Genomic DNA, 17,801 nt, shown 5'->3' on the forward strand with positions numbered 1-17,801 from the left:
CACCTCGCCGGAACGGGAGCCTTGCTGCGGCTCGCCCTGCGCCGGGACCGCGTGATGATGCCCGTCTGGGTGCTGGTCGTGGGCACGATGGTGGTCAGCGGCGGCTCCTCCATCGAGGCGCTGTACGACACGCCCGAGGCCAGGACCGGGCTCGCCGCGTCGATGAACGGGAACAGCTCCCTGCGCTCCTTGTACGGCCCGGTCTTCGGCGACTCGACCGGCGCCCTGGTCGCCTGGCGGTTCGCGGTCTTCGCCGCCGTCCTCGCGGCCGTCATGAGCCTCGTCATCGTCGTACGGCACACCCGCGAGGAGGAGGAGACCGGGCGCCAGGAGATGCTCTCCTCCGCGATGGTGGGCCGCCGTGCCCCGCTGACCGCCGCGCTGCTCGCGGCGCTGGTCGCCGATACGGCCCTGACGCTGATCATCACGGCGGGCCTGGCGTCACGGGGTGCGGACGGCGCCCTCGCCCTGGGCCTCGCGGTCGGGCTGACCGGCATGGTCTTCGCGACGACCGCCGCCGTCGCGGCCCAGCTCACCGAGGGCGCGCGGCTCGCCAAGGGCATCACGGCGGCGGTGCTGGGCTGCGCGTTCGTCCTGCGCGCCGCCGGTGACGCGGGCACGGCCGACGGAAGCTCCGTCCTGACCTGGCTGTCCCCGATCGGCTGGGCCGAGAACGTCCGGTCGTTCGCCGGCGAGCGCTGGTGGGTGCTCCTCCTGCCCGCCGCGGCCGTCGTGGCGCAGGCCCTCACGGCGTACGGGCTGGCGGGCCGCCGGGACGTCGGGATGAGCTTCCTGCCGGCCCGCCCCGGCCCCGCCCACGGCCGGCTCGCCACGGCGGGCGCCCTCGCGTGGCGGCTGCAGAGCGGCGGCCTCCTCGGCTGGACGCTCGGCTTCCTCGCGGCCGGGCTCGTCTTCGGTGGCATGGTGGAGGGCGCCGCCGACCTGGTCGGGGACAACGAGCGGGCCCGGGAGATCTTCGAGCGGATGGGCGGCCGGAGCGCGCTGACCGAAGCGTTCCTGGCGGCGCTGCTCGGCATGTTCGGCATGATCGGCTCCCTCTACGCCGTCGGCTCGGTCCTCCGCCTGCACAGCGAGGAGACCTCGCAGCGGGCCGAACCCGTCCTGGCGAACGCCGTGAGCCGGCTGCGCTGGGCGGCGGGCCACCTGGTGATCGCGTTCGCCGGCTCGGTGCTGCTGATGCTGGTGGCCGGGACCGGCATGTACGTGGCGTACGGGAAGGACCTCGGCGGGATCCTCGGCGCGGCGCTCGTCCAGCTGCCCGCCATGTGGTCGCTGGCCGGTCTCGCGGTGCTGCTGCACGGCGCGTTCCCCAAGGCCGCCGTGGCCGCCTGGGCGGTGGCGGGGCTGTCCCTCGCGCTCGGCTGGATCGGCCCGGCGCTCAACCTGCCGCAGGCCGTCTTGAACCTGTCGCCGTTCGGGCACCTGCCGAAGCTGCCGGGCCCGGACATGAACTGGCCGCCGGTGCTGCTCCTGCTGGCCCTGGCGGCGGGGCTGACGGCCGCGGGCCTGGCGGCGCTGCGCCGCAGGGACCTCGTCACGTCGTGACGAGCAGCTCCCGCACGCCCCTGATGACATAGCCCGGCCGCCACTCCGGCTCGGCGGCCGGCCGCAGCCCCGGGGCCCGCCGCAGGAGCTCGCCGAACGAGGCGGCGAGCTCCAGGCGGGCCAGCGGCGCGCCCAGGCAGTAGTGCATGCCGGCGCCGAACGTGATGTGCGGGTTGTCGGCCCGCCCCAGATCGAGCCGGTCCGGCTCTTGGAACCGGGCGGGGTCGCGATTGGCGGAGCCGAACAGCAGCGCCACCTCCGCCCCGCGCGGAATGACGACGTCCCCCACCTCGATGTCGTCGAGCACCCAGCGCTCGAACATCTGGAGCGGGGTGTCGTAACGCATCAGCTCTTCCACAGCTGTGGACAGCGCGACCTCCCCGGCCCGCAGCGCGGCCAGCTGCTCCGGGTGGCGGAAGAGCGTCCACCACCCGTTGACGGTCGTGTTCACGGTCGCCTCGTGGCCGGCGTTCAGCAGCAGCACGCAGGTGGACACCATCTCCTGCTCGCTCAGCCGCTCGCCCTCGTCGTGGGCGGCGATCAGCGCGGAGACCAGGTCGTCGCCGGGCCGGCGGCGGCGCTCGGCGATCAGCTCCCTCAGGTACTCCGAGAACTCCACGGAGGCACGGACGGCCCGCCGCGCGGTCTCCTCGTCCGGGTTCAGCTCGAACATCCCGCAGATCGCCGCCGACCAGGGCCGCAGCAGGCCCCGGTCCGCCTCCGGGACGCCCAGCATCTCGGCGATCACGGCGACCGGCAGGGGCTCGGCGACCTGGGCCAGCAGGTCACCGCCGCCCGCCTCCACCAGTCCGTCCACCAGCTCGGCGGCCAGCCGCCGCACCACCGGGGCGAGGCCCTCGACGGTACGGGGCGTGAACGCCTTCGACACCAGGCGCCGGATCCTCGTGTGGTCGGGCGCCTCCAGGTCCAGCAGGCCGTTGCCGTTCAGCACGTGGAACGGCTCGTGTTCGGGGGGCGGCGGGGTGCGGCCGAACTCCTCGTGCGTGAAGCGGTGCAGGTAGGTGCGGCCGAGGCGCCTGTCGCGGAGCAGCGCGGAGACGTCGGCGTAGTGCGGCACGAGGAACTGCCGACTGGGCTCGAACCAGTGCACGCGACCGCGGCCGCGGAGGTCCGCGTACGCGGGGTAGGGATCGGCGACGAAGTCCCGAGACCAGGGGTCAAAACTCACAGCACCCATGCGTGGACGCTACCCGCCGTTCCGCCGTTGTGGGCAGTCGTTCCGCATGGGGGTCCCCCCTGGACGTAGTCCTTGGGGGAGGAACGACTGCCCACAACGAAACGGCGGTGGCGAGCGTCAGCTCGGGGTGACGAGGCGGGCCTCGTAGGCGAAGACCGCTGCCTGGGTGCGGTCGCGGAGGCCCAGCTTCACCAGGATGCGGCTCACGTGCGTCTTGATCGTGGACTCCGCCACGATCAGATGCGCCGCGATCTCCGCGTTCGACAGCCCCTGCGCGATCAGGACCAGCACCTCCGTCTCCCGCTCCGTCAGCTCACCGACCCGCGCCAGCGCCGGCGCCCGCGGCGACTCCGCGCGCTTGGCGAACTCGGTGATCAGCCGCCGGGTCACCGTCGGCGCCAGCAGCGCCTCGCCCGCCGCGACGACCCGCACCCCGTCGGCCAGCTGCCGCGCGGAGGCGTCCTTCAGCAGGAACCCGGACGCCCCGGCGCGCAGCGCCTGGTACACGTACTCGTCCAGGTCGAAGGTGGTCAGGACGAGCACCTTCGCGTCCCCGTCCGCCGCGACGATCTCGCGGGTGGCGTCGATGCCGTTCATCTCGGGCATGCGGATGTCCATCAGGACGACGTCGGGGCGCAGCTCCGCGGCCCTGACGATGGCGTCGCGGCCGTTGACGGCCTCGCCCACGACCTCGATGCCGGTCATCGCGTTCAGCAGTACGGAGAAACCCTCGCGGACCATCATCTGGTCGTCGACGATGAGCACCTTGATCGTCATGCGGTCCCGTCCTTCGCCACCGGGACGAACGCGGTCACCTCGTACCCGCCGTCCTCCGTCGTCTCCGCGGTCAGCTCGCCGTTCAGCATGGCGACGCGCTCCCGCATGCCGGTGATGCCGTGTCCGGCGCCCGGCGAGGGCTTGACCAGCCCGCGCGGCGGCCCGTTGACGATCCGCAGGCCGAGCCCGCCGAGCACATAGCTGACCTCGACCCGCGCGGACGCGCCCGGCGCGTGCCGCAGCACGTTGCTGAGGGCTTCCTGGATGATCCGGTACGCCGACAGCTCCACGCCCTGCGGCAGCTCGCGGACCGCGCCGGTCACCGTCTTGTCGACGGTCAGCCCGGCGTCCCGCACATTGGCGATCAGCCCGTCGAGGTCGGCCAGGGTCGGCTGGGGCGCGTCGGGGGCCTGGTAGTCCTCGGCGCGGACGACGCCGAGGACGCGGCGCAGCTCGGTGAGCGCGGCGACGGCGTTCTCGCGGATGGTGGCGAAGGCCTGCTCCAGCTCGGGCGGCGGGTTCTCGACCCGGTAGGGCGCGGCCTCGGCCTGGATGGCGACGACGGACATGTGGTGGGCGACCACGTCGTGCAGCTCGCGGGCGATGGTGGTGCGCTCCTCCAGGAGGGTGCGCATCGAGCGTTCCTGTGCGGTGACGGTCTGCTGGGCGGTGACGTCCTCCTTCGCCTGGCGGCGGACGTGGAGGACGGTGACGGCCAGCAGGCTCAGGGCCGCGATGAAGAGGAGTTCGGGGGTGTGGTTGCTGTAGCCGGTGCTCAGCAGGGCCCCGGCGGACGCTCCGTACGCGGCGGTCAGGACCCACATCCACGCGGCGGTGCGCGGCCGTGTCCGGGCGGCGACCACCGTCAGCACGACGAGGTGCGCGAAGAACGACACGTGCGGCCACGGCCAGCTGCTCCAGGAGCCCAGCACGAGGGCGACGACCGGCGTGCCGAGCAGCGACAGCCAGAACGCGGCGACGGGCCGCAGCAGGGTGAGCAGGATGGCGCCGACGGAGAGGAGCCCGGCCGGCAGGAAGATCGACTGGTCGTACACGGCGATGAGGCCCACCAGCGCGGCCGACGCGACGACGGCGTGCGGGAACCACACGGCGTACCGGCGCAGCCGGCCGGGCAGCCGCCGCATGACGGGGCCGTCGGTGGCCATGGGCGGCAGCGGCCGGTAGGCGAGGGCGTCGTGGAAGAGTTCCTGGCGCAGCCCGTGGAGCGCGCCCATGGCGAGGCGTATCTCCGGGCTGCGCGCCTCGGGGGCGGTGCGCTGCGTCGTCTCGTTCACGTCAGCCACCGTACGGGGGCGGGCGGAGGGGCCGCGTCGCCTTGGAGACGGGTTCCCGGGCGTCCGTCCTGAGTACTACACGGCCGCCCGGGGCACGCCCCCGCCTACCAGGCCAGCTGCGCGATCTCCTCCGCGACCACGGCGCACGCGTCCGCCGACGGATCGATCAGCGGGAAGTGGCCCACGTCGTCGAGGACGGTGAGGCCCACCATCTCGCCCGCCCTCGCCGCCGCGTCCGCGTAGGCCTCGGCGACGGGCAGCGGCACGACGATGTCCTCGCGGCCCTGGACGAGGGCCGTGGCGATACCGGTGGGCAGCAGGGACGCCGGGTCGGCGGCGGCCGCCCGGGTCTTGAAGTCGGTCTCGCCGCCGAGGAGTTGGGTGACCGCGCCGCCGCAGACGTCCAGCTCCACCGCCCGCTCGAAGTGCCCGATGGGCGCGAGGGCCACGACGCCGCGCAGGTCCGGCGGAGCGTCCAGGCGCCACGGTGAGCCGGCGGGCAGGACGTGCCGGGCCGCGGCCCACAGGGCGAGGTGGCCGCCGGCCGAGTGGCCGGTGACGACCGTGCGCCGCAGGTCGGCCTGCGGCAGGTGCGCGGAGGCCAGCGCGGGCAGCGCGTCCATGGCGGCCGCCACGTCGTCGAACGTCTCGGGCCAGCGGCCGGCGACCGGCCCGGTCCCGCGGGGCGCGGGGATCTCGCCGCCGCGCCGGTACTCGACGTTGGCGACGGCGAAGCCGCGCCGGGCGAGGAAGTCCACGAAAGGGGTGATGTGCCACCGGTCGTACGGCGCCCGCCACGCCCCGCCGTGCAGCACGACGACGAGCGGCACCCGGTCGTGCCGGTCCCGGGGCGCGTAGAAGTCCACGATCTGGTCGGGGTGTTCACCGTACGAGGCGGTGGAGTCGGGGTCCACGGCCGGATGCGACAGGGCCGACGCTTCCTCGGCGGCGTCGCGTGCGGCGGGGTCGGGCATGCTGCTCAACCTTTCGGTGACGGGGCCGAATTGGCCTGACCTGCGGGGACCGTATCAGGCACCGGGGCCCCCGCAGATCAGGCCGAACATCAGCTCTGGCGTCCCGAACAGACCTCCGCGAGCGTGCGCGCCGCGCGCTCGGTGTCCGCGAAGCCGACGTACAGCGGGGTGAAGCCGAAACGCAGCACGTCAGGGCGGCGCAGATCGCCCACGACACCGCGGGAGATCAGCTCCTCCATGATCGCGGGCGCGTCGGCGCACGCCAGGGCGACCTGGCTGCCCCGCTCCCCGTGGGCCTCGGGCGTCAGGCACGTGAGGCGGCCGTCGGGGACGTAGGCCCGTACGCACTCCAGGAAGAAGTCCGTCAGGGCGAGGCTCTTGGCCCGTACGTCCTCGACGGACACGCCGTCCCACACGTCCAGCGCCGCCTCCAGGGACAGCATGGACAGGATGTCGGGCGTGCCGACCCGGCCGCGCACCGCGCCGTCCGCCGGGGTGTACCCGGGGGTCATCGCGAACGGGTCGGCGTGCGAGGTCCAGCCCGGCAGCGGCGAGTCGAAGCGCGGCTGGTGGCGCTCGGCGACGTACAGGTACGCGGGCGAGCCGGGCCCGCCGTTGAGGTACTTGTACGTGCAGCCGATCGCCAGGTCCACGCCGTGCTCGTCGAGGCCCACGGGCAGGGCGCCCGCGCTGTGGCACAGGTCCCACACCGCGAGGGCGCCCGCCGCGTGCACGGCTGCGGTGATGCCGGGCAGGTCGTGGAGGCGGCCGGTGCGGTAGTCGACGTGGTTGACGAGCGCGGCCGCCGTGCGCGGGCCGACCGCCGCCGGTACGTCGGCGGGGGCGACCGGCACGAGGCGGCGCCCGGTCATCCGGGCGGCGGACTCGGCGATGTACCCGTCGGTGGGGAATGTCGTGGCGTCCACGACGATCTCGTCGCGGCTGTCGTCGTCGGCCAGCCGTACGGCTCCGACCAGCGCCTTGAACACGTTGACGCTGGTCGAGTCACCGACGACGACCTGTCCCGGCGCGGCGCCGACGAGCGGCGCGACGCGCTCGCCGATCCGCTCGGGCGCGGTCCACCAGCCGCTCTCGCCCCAGGAGCGGATGCGCAGCTCGCCCCACTCGCGGGTGATGACGTCGGCCATCCGGCCGGGTACGTGCCGGGGCAGCGCCCCGAGCGAGTTGCCGTCCAGGTAGACGACGCCGTCGTCGAGGGCGAACAGCTCGCGCCGCTTGGCGAGCGGGTCGGCGGCGTCCAGCGCGGCGGCCTTCTTCGGGAGGTCGGTGTCAGACATGGCTGCGGGCCGTCCAGAGCTCGGGGAACACGTTCTTGCGGGCGCGCTTCTCCAGCCAGGCGACGCCGGCGGAGCCGCCCGTGCCGGTCTTGGAGCCCATGGCGCGGCGGGTGGCGACGAGGTGGTCGTTGCGCCAGCGCCACACCAGCTCGCCCACGTCGGTCAGGGCCTCGCCGAGCCGCACCAGCTCGCTGTGCTGGTCGCGGTCCGCGTAGATGTCCGCCCAGACGGCCTCCACCTCGGGCGACGGCTCGTAGCGCTGGGACAGGTCCCGGTCGAGGACGGCGGCCGGCACCGGCAACCCGCGCCGGGCGAGCAGCCGCAGCACCTCGTCGTACAGGCTGGGCTCGTGGAGGGCCTTCTCCAGCTCCGCGTGGACGCGGGGCGCGCCCCGGTGCGGGACCAGCATGGAGGCGGACTTCTCGCCGAGCAGGAACTCCATGCGGCGGTACATGGCCGACTGGAAGCCGGAGCCCTCGCCGAGGGCGGCGCGGTACGCGTTGAACTGGGCGGGCGTGAGCCGGGCCAGCGGCTTCCACGAGGCGTTCAGGGACTCCAGCTCGTACACGGACCGCTGGAGGGCGTCCATCGCCACGGGGACGCGGTCCTCGCGCAGGGCGCGGCTCGCGGTCTCCCACTCGTGGACGATGACGGTGAACCACAGCTCCATCACCTGGGTGGTGACCAGGAAGACCATCTCGCCCGGGTCGTCCGAGCGGAGGTGCTGGAGGTGGGTGAGGACGTCCGCCTGGACGTAGTCCTCATAGGGTGTCGTGCCCGCGAAATCCAGGTTCGGAGCGTCTTCCGAACCGGCCGCCGAGGCGTCGGGGGTGGTAGGCGAAGTAGACATCGCTGTCTCCGTCAATGCGTGCTACCGGGTAGCGGTCCGCTCCTTCCGTTCGGTGGTGGAGCCCCGGTCCCCTCGGGACCCGGCTCTGTGGCGCGCGGTCCCGGTCGCATCATGGCACGATCGGACCGGTGATGTAACGGCCGTCCTCGTCGTAGGGCCAGGCGTTGGACACACATCCCTTGAGCCCTTTGATCTGCTGCATCATGACGGGCGCGGGCTTCCCGGGGCCGGGGCACCCCATGTGCTGGCGGATGCCGATCTCGTGCCCGACCTCGTGGTTGATGATCAGATGGCGGTACTCGGCGGGGGTGCCGGTGAAGGTCGGCGAGCCCAGCATCCAGCGCTTCAGGTTGACCACGACGCCCTCGGTGGTCTCGCAGTTCAGCTCGCCGCCGGTGTCGAGCCCCTGGGCGAGGCAGAGCCGGTCGGCGGTCCTGGGCGTGGCGATACGGATCACGAAGTCGGCGTCCTCCGAGACCAGCTGGAACGCGCCGCGGCCGTGCGCGGCCCAGCCACGGGGGTGGGCGAGGATCTGCTCGATCTCGCGGGCCGCGTCGGTGGCGGACAGGCCGGTGCCGTCCTCGACCTGGACCCGGTAGCGGCGCAGGGTTCCGGTGCCGGCCCTGGAGCCGGAGGCGCGGGCGGTGGTGAACGTACCGGCGCCGGAGTGGGGCACCGCCGGGGGCGAGGAGCCGGTGGGCGGCTTCGCCGAGGCCGGCGCGGAGGCGGAGCCGGAGGCCGGGACGGACGGCGAGCGCGGCGGCGAGGGGGACGGTGGCGTCGGGGCGCCGGGCTCCGGCGACGGCGTGGCAGCGGGTCCCTCGGGGCCGCGGGTGTCGGGGGCGGCGGCGCGTGCGCCCTCGTCGGCGGTGGGGTCGCCGTCGCCCTCCCAGTGGGCCAGGGCCGCGCCCGCGCCCAGGGACAGGGCGCCGAGGACGAGACCGCCCAGCACGATCCGGCCGAGCGACCGGTGGCCGCCGCTGCCGCGGGCCCGGCCGGCGCGTCGGCGACGGCTGCTCCGCGGTGCGGCGGCGGCGCGTTTCCCGGCGGCACGCTTGCCCACGACAGACCTCTCCCCCTGGTCGCGGCCGGGTGGGGGGAGGACCGGCGCGTGAAATCGATGGTCTGTGCGATCGTACCGGCCGGTCACATCAAGACGGCGTTAGCTGAAGCGACGGCGGGCTCCCCCGGAGAGGGCTGAATCCAGCCCCCTCCGGGCCCCGTTGGGCAGGGTCCGTCAGCCCAGCGTGTCCGCCGCGAGCGGCGACGAGTCCCGCAGGAACGTCGTGCAGCGCTCGTACTCCTCCTTCTCGCCGATCGCCCCGGCGGCGCGGGCCAGGGCGTGCAGGGCGCGCAGGAAGCCCCGGTTCGGCTCGTGCTCCCACGGCACCGGACCGTGACCCTTCCACCCGTTGCGGCGCAGCGCGTCCAGGCCCCGGTGGTAGCCGGTGCGGGCGTAGGCGTACGACTCGACGGCGCGGCCGGCCGCGAACGCCGCGTCGGCCAGCTCGGCCCACGCCAGCGAGGACGCCGGGTACTTGGCGGCGACCTCCTCGGGCGCGGTGCCGGCGGCCAGCAGCTCGCGCGGCTCGGGGTCGTCGGGCAGATGGGTCGGGGGCGGGCCCCCGAGCAGGTTCTCGTGAATCGACATGGCCCCAGTCTCCTACGCCGCCCCCCGTCTCCCGCGCCGCTCCGTCCCTACCCCGCCCCGGTGCCCTTCTCCGCCAGCCGGGTCAGCGTGCGGACCAGGGCGTCGGCGCCCCGCTCCGCCTTCGCGCGGGGACAGCCGAGGTTGACCCGCACGAAGCCCGGCGTGCCGTACGCCACCCCCGTCCGCACCGTGATCCGCTCCCGCGCGACCAGCTCGTCGTTCAGCACCTGGTCGTCCACGCCCAGCGGCCGCAGGTCGATCCACGCCAGGTAGCCGGCCTGCGGCGGCGTGTACAGGGCGAGGCCCGGGAACGCGGCCTCCAGCCGATCGGCCAGGAGGCGCAGGTTGCCCGCCACGTACGGCCGCAGCTCGTCCAGCCAGGCCGCCCCGTGCCGGTACGCGGCGACGTGCGCGGTCAGCGAGAACAGCGACGCCGCCGCCATGCCCTCCGCGTTCTCCATGCGGTCCACGAACGCCGCCCGCTGCTCCGGCTCGCCGATCACCCCGTACGCCCCGGTCGCGCCGGGGAAGTTGAACGCCTTCGTCGCGGAGGTGATCAGCGCCCACCGGCTGCCGGGCGGGGCGACGGCGGGCCAGGGGAAGTGGCGATGGCCCTCGTGGGTGAGGTCCGCGTGGATCTCGTCGCTGATGACGGCCACTCCGTGCGCCTCGGCCAGCCGGGCGAAGCCCTCCAGCTCCTCCCGCGTCCACACCCGGCCGGTCGGGTTGTGCGGTGAGCACAGCAGCAGCACCCGTGTGCCGGGCCTGGCCAGCTCCCGCTCCAGGGCCTCCTCGTCGCCGATCGGCACGCCCCGCAGGGGCCGCCCGAGCCCGGCGAGCGCGCTGATGAAGCCGACGTACGTCGGGGTGTGCACCACCACGCCGTCCCCCGGCGCGGTCCACATCCGCAGCAGCTGCGCCAGCTCGTTCACCACGGACGGCCCGAAGACCAGCGCCTCCGGGTCGACGTCCAGCCCGTACCGCCGCGCGTACCAGTCCCGTACGGCCTCCGGGAACCCGCTGTAGCGCCAGTCCGTGTAGCCGAACACGCCGTGGTCGACCCGCCGCCGCAGCGCCTCCAGCACCTCGGGCGGCGAGCGGAAGTCCATGTCGGCGATCGCGAACGGCACCAGGTCCGGCACGCCGTAGCGGTCCGGCAGCACATCCCACTGGAAGGATCCGGTGCCCCGCAGGTCCTGCGTCGTGTCGAAGTCGTACGTCACCCAGCCCCCTCGGGAAAGCGGCGGGCCCGGCACCGCTTCCGCGATGTCGGGCCCGCCGAGGTTCAGTGCGCCTACTTCAGCTTCGTACCGGCCGAGCGCAGCGCCTGGCACGCCTCGACGACACGCTGGGCCATGCCCGCCTCGGCCAGCTTGCCCCACGTGCGCGGGTCGTACGTCTTCTTCGAGCCGACCTCGCCGTCGACCTTCAGCACACCGTCGTAGTTCTTGAACATGTGGTCCGCGACCGGACGCGTGAAGGCGTACTGGGTGTCGGTGTCGATGTTCATCTTGACGACGCCGTTCTCCAGAGCGGTGGAGATCTCCTCCTGCGTGGAGCCGGAGCCGCCGTGGAAGACGAAGTCGAACGGGCTGGCCTTGCCGTACTGGGCGGCCACACCCTCCTGGAGGTCCTTCAGCAGCTCGGGGCGGAGCACGACGTTGCCCGGCTTGTACACGCCGTGGACGTTGCCGAAGGAGGCGGCCAGCAGGTAGCGGCCCTTCTCGCCCAGGCCCAGCGCCTCGGCGGTGCGCAGCGCGTCGTCGACGGTGGTGTACAGCTCGTCGTTGATCTCGTGGCTGACGCCGTCCTCCTCGCCACCGGTCGGGGTGATCTCGACCTCGAGGATGATCTTGGCGGCGGCGGCGCGGGCCAGCAGCTCCTGGCCGATCTCCAGGTTGTCGGCGAGGGTCTCGGCGGAGCCGTCCCACATGTGCGACTGGAAGAGCGGGCCCAGGCCCTTGGCGACGCGCTCCTCGGAGACGGCGAGCAGCGGGCGGACGTAGCCGTCCAGCTTGTCCTTCGGGCAGTGGTCGGTGTGCAGCGCGACCGTGATGTCGTACTTGGCGGCGACGATGTGCGCGAACTCGGCCAGGGCGACCGCGCCGGTCACCATGTCCTTGTTGTGCTGACCGCCCAGGAACTCCGCGCCACCGGTCGAGATCTGGATGATGCCGTCGCTCTCCGCCTCCGCGAAGCCGCGCAGGGCGGCGTGCAGGGTCTGGGACGACGTGACGTTGATGGCCGGGTAGGCGAACTTGCCTGCCTTCGCCCGGTCGAGCATCTCGTTGTAGACCTCGGGGGTTGCGATGGGCATCTGTCCGCTCCTTGTGATCTGCGGTTGCGTGCGTTGCGTATCCCTGACCTGGGGGCGACGTCATCGTCGCACCTATCTTTCCAGACCGCCCCGCAGGCTCCACCCCTTGGACCGCCCCGATGTGCGAGGCGGGTGGACCGTTTCACGTGAAACGGTCCACCCGCCCGAAGAACCGCAGGTCAGAGCGGAAAAAGGTCAGGCAAGACCCAGCTCGTCCAGCGCGTACGCATAGCGGTACGGCACGCCCGCCGTCTCGCTGATCTTCTCCGCGGCACCGGTCGCGCGGTCCACGATCGTGGCCACGGCGACGACCTCCGCGCCGGCCTCGCGGACCGCCTCGACGGCGGTCAGCGGGGAGCCGCCGGTGGTGGAGGTGTCCTCGACGACCAGGACGCGGCGGCCCTTGATGTCCGGGCCCTCGACCCGGCGCTGCATGCCGTGGGCCTTGGCGGCCTTGCGGACGACGAAGGCGTCCAGGGTGCGGCCGCGGGCGGCGGCGGCGTGCAGCATCGACGTGGCGACCGGGTCGGCGCCCAGGGTCAGACCGCCCACCGCGTCGAACTCCAGGTCGGCGGTCAGATCGAGCATGACCTGACCGACGAGCGGCGCGGCCGCGCCGTCCAGCGTGATCCGGCGCAGGTCGACGTAGTAGTCGGCCTCCAGACCCGAGGAGAGGGTCACCTTGCCGTGCACCACGGCCTTGTCCTTGATCTGCTGGAGCAGATCGGCTCGTACGTCAGTCATGCCCACGAGCTTAAGCGGAGCCACCGGCGGGGCACGCCGGAGCCGGAGGCGGCGCCGTCAGAGGCGGCGCCACGTCCACGTCGTCGCGATCTCCAGCGGGTCGATGGGCGTGACCAGCCGCGGCTCGGTGTTCAGCCCGTTCGGCGGGCCCGACTGCGGCTCGACACAGACGGCGGCCTCCTGCTCGTCGTACACGACGACCCAGGGCGCGCGGCTGGTGACCTTCAGCTCCAGCCGCTCCGGCCAGGTGAGCGTGACGTCCACGCCGTCGGGCATGCCGAAGCAGTCGTCCCACGGGCCGGGCAGCGGATCGATCCGGCGGCCGGTGGGGAGGTGGTCCTCGCCGCGCTCCTCCTGCCACGCGGGCGCGAAGTCCAGCGTCACCTCGCTCCCGCCCAGGGTGCGCAGGAACCACGGGTGCCAGCCCGCCTGCGCGGGGAACGAGTCGCCGTACGTCTCGACGCCCAGCTGCAGGGTGAGGGAGTCCTCGGTCAGCGCGAACGTCTGCGTGACGCGGCCTGGGTACGGCCAGGGCTCGGCCAGGTCGTACGTGAACACCGCCTCGGCCTTGTCGGCGCGAGCGGTGTGCCACGCGGTGTCGCGGCCGGTGCCGTGGATGGCGTGGGGCGGCGAGTTCAGCGGCAGGTGGTGGACCGTCGCGCCGTTCAGGAACGTGCCCCGCGCGGTCCGCCCGCACCACGGCACCATCGGGAAGCAGCCGTACCGCTCGCCCTGCCGCAGCAGTTCGGTGCCGCCGACGCGGAGGCTGCTGATGCGGCAGCCGTTCGCCGGGGTGACGGTCAACTCGACGTCTCCGGCGGCCAGCCGGATCTCCTCTTCGCTCATGTTCACACCGCCCGACCCTACTTGCGGCGGCGCAGGGCGCGCCCGACGACCACGGCCGAGGCAACCGCAAGCGCGGCGGCGGGGACCAGCCAGCGCAGCGCGCCGGACGCGCCGCCGGTGTCCGGGCCGGGCTGCGGGGCGTACCGGCCGCGCGGCGGGGCGTGGTCGACCTCCTCGGCGCTGCGGCCGATCATCGTGCGCCGGGCGTGGGCGGCCTCGGGGCCGGGGTCGCCGGGGGAGGCGTCGGCGCCCACGGCGAACTCGTCGTCAAGGAGCGGGTCGAGGGAGGACGGCGGAACGGGTGTGTCGAAGACGCTCCGCCGGGGCTCCTCCGCGCCGTCGTCCACACCGTCGTCGTCCACGTCGCCGTCGTCGTCGAGGGAGCCGGCGACCGCGTCGAGGTCGTCCCCCAGCCCGCTGTGGTCCAGGCCGGAGTCGTCCGCGCCGGCGGCGTACAGGTCGCCGCCGTCCTCGTCGTCGTCGGCCGCGTACGCGTCGGCGGCGGCCTCCGCGAGGGATCCCAGTGCCTCGCCGAAGCGGTCCAGCAGGCGGTGTGCCGCGCTCGTCACCACGTCGTGCGGCAGCTCCGCGAGCCGGCCCTCGGCGTGGGCCGTGCCCGTGAAGGCGAGCGTCGTCCCGCCCTCGGCCGGCTCGGGCAGCAGGGTCAGCGCGAGCTTCACCGTCCCCGTACCGCGCGCCTCGGTGCCCTCGCCCTCCACCGCGTACGCCCCGTCCTCCCGGGCGACCACGCGCAGGGCGCCCCGGTAGGTGATGGTGTGCCCGCCGACGCGCACCCGGAGGCGGCCCGACAGCGGGCCCGCCGACGCGTCCGCGTCCTGCTGGAGCCCGGGGACGCAGCGGGCGACGCGGGCGGGGTCGGCCAGCGCGTCGCGGAGGGTCTGTACGGCAACCGGAACGAACACCTCATGCTCCATGGAAGCCGAGCCTACCCACGCACGGCCGTCCCGTCCCCGATCCCGCGCGAGCGAATCCGGCTCAGCTCCCGTACCTCGGGTGGACGAGCGTCGAGGACGGCAGCCGGGGCGGGCGGGCCGCCTCGGCGCGGCGCGCACCGGCCCGCAGCGCCGCGAGGGTCGGCACGTCACGTCCGGGCGCCCCGGTGGCGAGCCCGAGCGGCGGCGGGACGGTGCCGGGGCCGGCGGCGGGCGCGGCGAGGATCAGGCCCCAGTCGTGCGGGGCGCGGGCGGGCCGGCCGGTGGACCTGTCGGGCCCGCCGGCGAACCCGGTGGGGTCGCCCGTCACGTCGTACGGCCGAGTCGTGAACCCGGCGGCGCGGAGCGTGGCCTCGACCGTCCAGTAGGTGTGCGGCCGCGCCCGCATGGGCCCTGCGTGGACGGCGAGGCGGCCGCCGTCGGCGAGGGCGCGCGCGGTGAGCCCGTAGAACTCCTCCGAGTAGAGCTTGGCGCTCGCCGTGATGCCCGGGTTGGGAAGGTCGGAGATCACCACGTCGTACGCCCCGGGCCGGGCCTCGGTCCTGAGCCAGCGGAAGGCGTCGGCGTGCACGACGCGCACGCGCCGGTCGCCGTAGGCGTGCCCGTTGAGCCGCGCGAGCGCCGGGTCGGTACGGGCCAGGAACACGACGCCCGGGTCCATCTCGACGACGGTCACCGACTCCACGTCGTCGTACCGCAGGACCTCGCGCGCGGCGAGCCCGTCGCCGCCGCCGAGGATGACGACGCGGCCGTGCGGGCCGCGCATCGCCGGGTGGACGAGCGCCTGGTGGTAGCGGTACTCGTCGCGTCCGCTGATCCTCAGCCGGCCGTCCAGGAACAGGTCCGGCGGGCCTTCGCTGCTGCCGGTCACGACGATCTCCTGGACGGGCGTCTGGACCGCGACGCGGACCTGCTCTCCGTAGACCGCGCGGCGCGCGGCGCGCTCGAAGTCGTCGACGAGGACGGCCGCCGTGGCGAGCACGCCGAGCACCAGGGCGTTGGCCACGAGGAGCAGCCACCGCTCACGCACGGTCAGGTCCCGGCCGAACAGCCAGAGCACCAGCGCCGCGCCCGCCACGGCGTTGACCGCGCCGGTGAGCAGCGCGCTGGTCAGCTGGCCCAGCCAGGGCAGCAGCAGGAACGGGAAGGCGAGCCCGCCGACGAGCGCCCCCACGTAGTCGGCGGCGAACAGGTCGGCGACGGCGCCGCCCGCGTCCTGCCGGGCGCGCCGGGAGATCCGCTGGATCAGCGTCATCAGCAGCGGTATCTCGGCGCCGATCAGCACGCCGATGGCCAGCGAGAACGCCACCAGGGCGTGTCGCGAGCCGCCGAGCCAGGCGAACGAGGCGTACAGCGCGAGGGCCGAGCATCCGCCGATCAGGGCGAGCAGCGCCTCCACCAGTCCGAAGCCGACGGCGGCCCGGCAGCGCAGCCGTTTGGCGAGCAGCGAGCCGACGCCCATCGCGAAGACCATCACGGACAGCACGACGGACGCCTGGGTGACCGAGTCGCCGATCAGGTACGAGGCGAGGGCGACCAGCTCCAGTTCGTACACCAGCCCGCACGCGGCGCAGACGAAGACGACCGCCAGCACCAGGAACCGTCCGGCGCGCCGCCGCGCGGACGACTGCGCCGCCGTCCCCGTGGACGGCGGCGCGGAGGCGGAGGCGGGCGCTTCGATCACGTATTAACGCTACGTCACGCCCTCCTTGCCAATAGTCACCCACACGAGTGCTACCGGCGCGTTGAAGGCATGGAACCGGCCCGGGGCTTCCGGTGCCGTGACGGCGGGTGGAACCCCACGCTGGTGCGCGTCACCACGAGCTGTCCCTCCTGTGGATACGCGTGCCAGGTGCGCCATCGGACCTTCCCCTCGTGGCGCTGCGCCAGCATGGCCGTGAAGGCGTGCGGCGAGCCCGGGAACGTGCCGGCGAGGCCGTGCGGATGGTCGGCGACGAGCGCCAGCAACTCCTGGGCGCGGCCCGCGAACGAGCCCTGCGACAGGGTCTCGACCCGGGCGGCGAACTCGTACTCCCAGTCGCCGATCCGCTTGGCCACGCCCAGCGGCAGCGGGGTGCTGCTGCCGGGCATGCAGGCGACGGTCTCGGAGCAGCTGCCCTGCTCCTCCTCCAGCAGGACCTGGTGGGAGGCGCCGAGCAGTCTCAGCTGGAGGGTGGCGCCGGACAGTTCGAGGTCGAGCACGGCGAGGGCGGGCAGCGCCTCGCGACCCAGGGCCCAGGCCAGGTCGGCTGCGCGCGTGTCGGTGTAGGCGGTCTGGAGGGTCGTGAGCATGAGTCAGCTCCGCAGGCACGGTTGACGGGTGGACCGGGGCGAGTCCCGGAAGATGTGCGAGGGGACTTGGGGTGCCGGCTCGGGGTCCACACGAGGTCCGAGGGCTCGATGTTCTCGACAGCGAGGGAATCATGAACCGCGCGAGGCTCACAGCGTCTTTACCCAACTTTGCGCGGTTTCCATACCCGCGAAAGCCGGACCGTTCAACTGTTCACCAAATAACGAATAAAAGGGCGCACAGGCGCTCAACCGGGGCGCGCCCGGCGGGAGTTCCCTCCCGCCGGGCGCCCCAGTGTGGCAATGGACCGGCTGCCCCGTGTCAGCCGCCTCCGCCACCGCCTCTCAGGGCCGCCAGTCCGAGGGCGACCAGTGCCAGTGCCGAGAACACGACCAGCGCTCCGGTCATGGCGTTCCTCCCCCGCGTCAGCCGCCGCCGCCACATCCGCCGCCACAGCCGCCTCCGCCGCCGCAGCCCCCGCCGCCGGAACCTCCGCCGGAGCCGCTGCGGCCTCCCCCGCCCGATCCACGGGAGAACAACAAGAAGACCGCCACCACGACGATCCCCACGATCAGAAACTCCATAGGTCCCACCGCCCCCCGTGTCGTGTGTGAGTGGGGGATGCCCCCACCGTCCTTCGTGCCAACCCGAATTGAGGAAGTCCAGAGGTTTCAGCAGGACGACCCGCCGCCGCAGGACGACCCCGACGACGACGAGCAGGAGGAGGACGACGAGCAGGAAGAGGACGACGAGCCGCAGGAGTACGAGGAGGAGCAGGAGGAGGACGTGGTGGAGGAGGAGGACGACGTGCCGCCCGCCCACCAGCTGCCCTGCGCCGAACGCCGCCGTGCGTGCCGCCCCGACGCCGACACCATCGCGATCACCGCGATCACGAAAACCGGCACGGCCAGGACGGCGATCATCAGCTGGACACTCATCGTCGTCTCCCCCATTCATCCGTTCGTACGTATGTGGCTGGGGGATCCCCTTGCGCCACACCGCTCAAAGCGCACTTGAGGAAGTCCAGAGGTTCGCCCCAGGA

At 73.6% G+C, this 17,801-nt stretch carries 17 protein-coding genes; 2 read left to right on the top strand and 15 right to left on the bottom strand.

Annotation, left to right across the window (positions count from 1 at the left end):
• Positions 1–54 precede the first annotated feature (54 nt).
• Positions 55–1,566, top strand: coding sequence for an ABC transporter permease (locus ABEB09_RS14815; protein ID WP_345693945.1), 1,512 nt, complete (start codon positions 55–57; stop codon positions 1,564–1,566).
• Here ABEB09_RS14815 and ABEB09_RS14820 read toward each other — a convergent pair.
• The 15 genes from ABEB09_RS14820 to ABEB09_RS14890 form a co-directional block, all read right to left on the bottom strand.
• Positions 1,556–2,764, bottom strand: a complete 1,209-nt coding sequence (locus ABEB09_RS14820) for a cytochrome P450 (protein ID WP_345690374.1) — start codon at positions 2,762–2,764, stop codon at positions 1,556–1,558. The two genes, ABEB09_RS14815 and ABEB09_RS14820, sit on opposite strands and share 11 nt — an antisense overlap.
• 117 nt (positions 2,765–2,881) lie before the next feature.
• A complete protein-coding gene (locus tag ABEB09_RS14825) occupies positions 2,882–3,541 on the bottom strand; it encodes a response regulator (protein ID WP_345690375.1) in 660 nt (219 codons plus the stop codon).
• A complete protein-coding gene (locus ABEB09_RS14830; protein WP_380839355.1) occupies positions 3,538–4,836 on the bottom strand; it encodes a sensor histidine kinase in 1,299 nt (432 codons plus the stop codon). Before ABEB09_RS14830 ends, ABEB09_RS14825 begins: the two co-directional genes overlap by 4 nt.
• 104 nt (positions 4,837–4,940) lie before the next feature.
• On the bottom strand, positions 4,941–5,810 hold the full coding sequence (locus tag ABEB09_RS14835; protein WP_345690376.1) for an alpha/beta hydrolase: 870 nt from the start codon (positions 5,808–5,810) through the stop codon (positions 4,941–4,943).
• A gap of 89 nt (positions 5,811–5,899) precedes the next feature.
• The gene (kynU, locus tag ABEB09_RS14840; protein ID WP_345690377.1) at positions 5,900–7,108 is read right to left on the bottom strand and encodes a kynureninase; all 1,209 of its coding nucleotides are present in this window, start codon (positions 7,106–7,108) and stop codon (positions 5,900–5,902) included.
• Complete coding sequence (locus ABEB09_RS14845; protein ID WP_345690378.1) at positions 7,101–7,958, bottom strand: tryptophan 2,3-dioxygenase family protein; 858 nt, start codon at positions 7,956–7,958, stop codon at positions 7,101–7,103. Before ABEB09_RS14845 ends, kynU begins: the two co-directional genes overlap by 8 nt.
• Positions 7,959–8,067: 109 nt before the next feature.
• Entirely contained in the window at positions 8,068–9,021 is a 954-nt protein-coding gene (locus ABEB09_RS14850) for a DUF3152 domain-containing protein (RefSeq protein ID WP_345690379.1), read from the bottom strand.
• A 174-nt stretch (positions 9,022–9,195) separates the two neighbouring features.
• Positions 9,196–9,609, bottom strand: coding sequence for a DUF3151 domain-containing protein (locus ABEB09_RS14855; protein ID WP_345690380.1), 414 nt, complete (start codon positions 9,607–9,609; stop codon positions 9,196–9,198).
• A gap of 47 nt (positions 9,610–9,656) precedes the next feature.
• Positions 9,657–10,832 carry a MalY/PatB family protein gene (locus ABEB09_RS14860; RefSeq protein ID WP_345690381.1) on the bottom strand — a complete coding sequence of 392 codons (1,176 nt, stop codon included), beginning with the start codon at positions 10,830–10,832 and terminating at the stop codon, positions 9,657–9,659.
• 71 nt (positions 10,833–10,903) lie between these two features.
• Positions 10,904–11,944 carry a class II fructose-bisphosphate aldolase gene (fbaA, locus tag ABEB09_RS14865; protein ID WP_345693947.1) on the bottom strand — a complete coding sequence of 347 codons (1,041 nt, stop codon included), beginning with the start codon at positions 11,942–11,944 and terminating at the stop codon, positions 10,904–10,906.
• Between the two features lie 177 nt (positions 11,945–12,121).
• Entirely contained in the window at positions 12,122–12,670 is a 549-nt protein-coding gene (gene pyrE / locus ABEB09_RS14870) for an orotate phosphoribosyltransferase (RefSeq protein ID WP_345690382.1), read from the bottom strand.
• Between the two features lie 57 nt (positions 12,671–12,727).
• Positions 12,728–13,516, bottom strand: coding sequence for an aldose epimerase family protein (locus tag ABEB09_RS14875; protein WP_345690383.1), 789 nt, complete (start codon positions 13,514–13,516; stop codon positions 12,728–12,730).
• A gap of 17 nt (positions 13,517–13,533) precedes the next feature.
• Complete coding sequence (locus ABEB09_RS14880; RefSeq protein WP_345690384.1) at positions 13,534–14,451, bottom strand: SRPBCC domain-containing protein; 918 nt, start codon at positions 14,449–14,451, stop codon at positions 13,534–13,536.
• A gap of 61 nt (positions 14,452–14,512) precedes the next feature.
• Positions 14,513–16,153: a polyamine aminopropyltransferase gene (locus ABEB09_RS14885; RefSeq protein ID WP_345690385.1), complete on the bottom strand. Its 1,641-nt coding sequence runs from the start codon at positions 16,151–16,153 to the stop codon at positions 14,513–14,515.
• A 50-nt stretch (positions 16,154–16,203) separates the two neighbouring features.
• Positions 16,204–16,761, bottom strand: coding sequence for a DUF2617 family protein (locus ABEB09_RS14890; RefSeq protein WP_345690386.1), 558 nt, complete (start codon positions 16,759–16,761; stop codon positions 16,204–16,206).
• Positions 16,762–17,380: 619 nt separating this feature from the next.
• On the opposite strand from ABEB09_RS14890, the gene ABEB09_RS14895 reads away from it, so the two are divergent.
• The gene (locus tag ABEB09_RS14895; protein WP_345690387.1) at positions 17,381–17,776 is read left to right on the top strand and encodes a hypothetical protein; all 396 of its coding nucleotides are present in this window, start codon (positions 17,381–17,383) and stop codon (positions 17,774–17,776) included.
• Positions 17,777–17,801: the final 25 nt, after the last annotated feature.

The sequence above is a fragment of the Streptomyces coeruleoprunus genome, from assembly GCF_039542925.1.
Lineage (GTDB): Bacteria > Actinomycetota > Actinomycetes > Streptomycetales > Streptomycetaceae > Streptomyces > Streptomyces coeruleoprunus.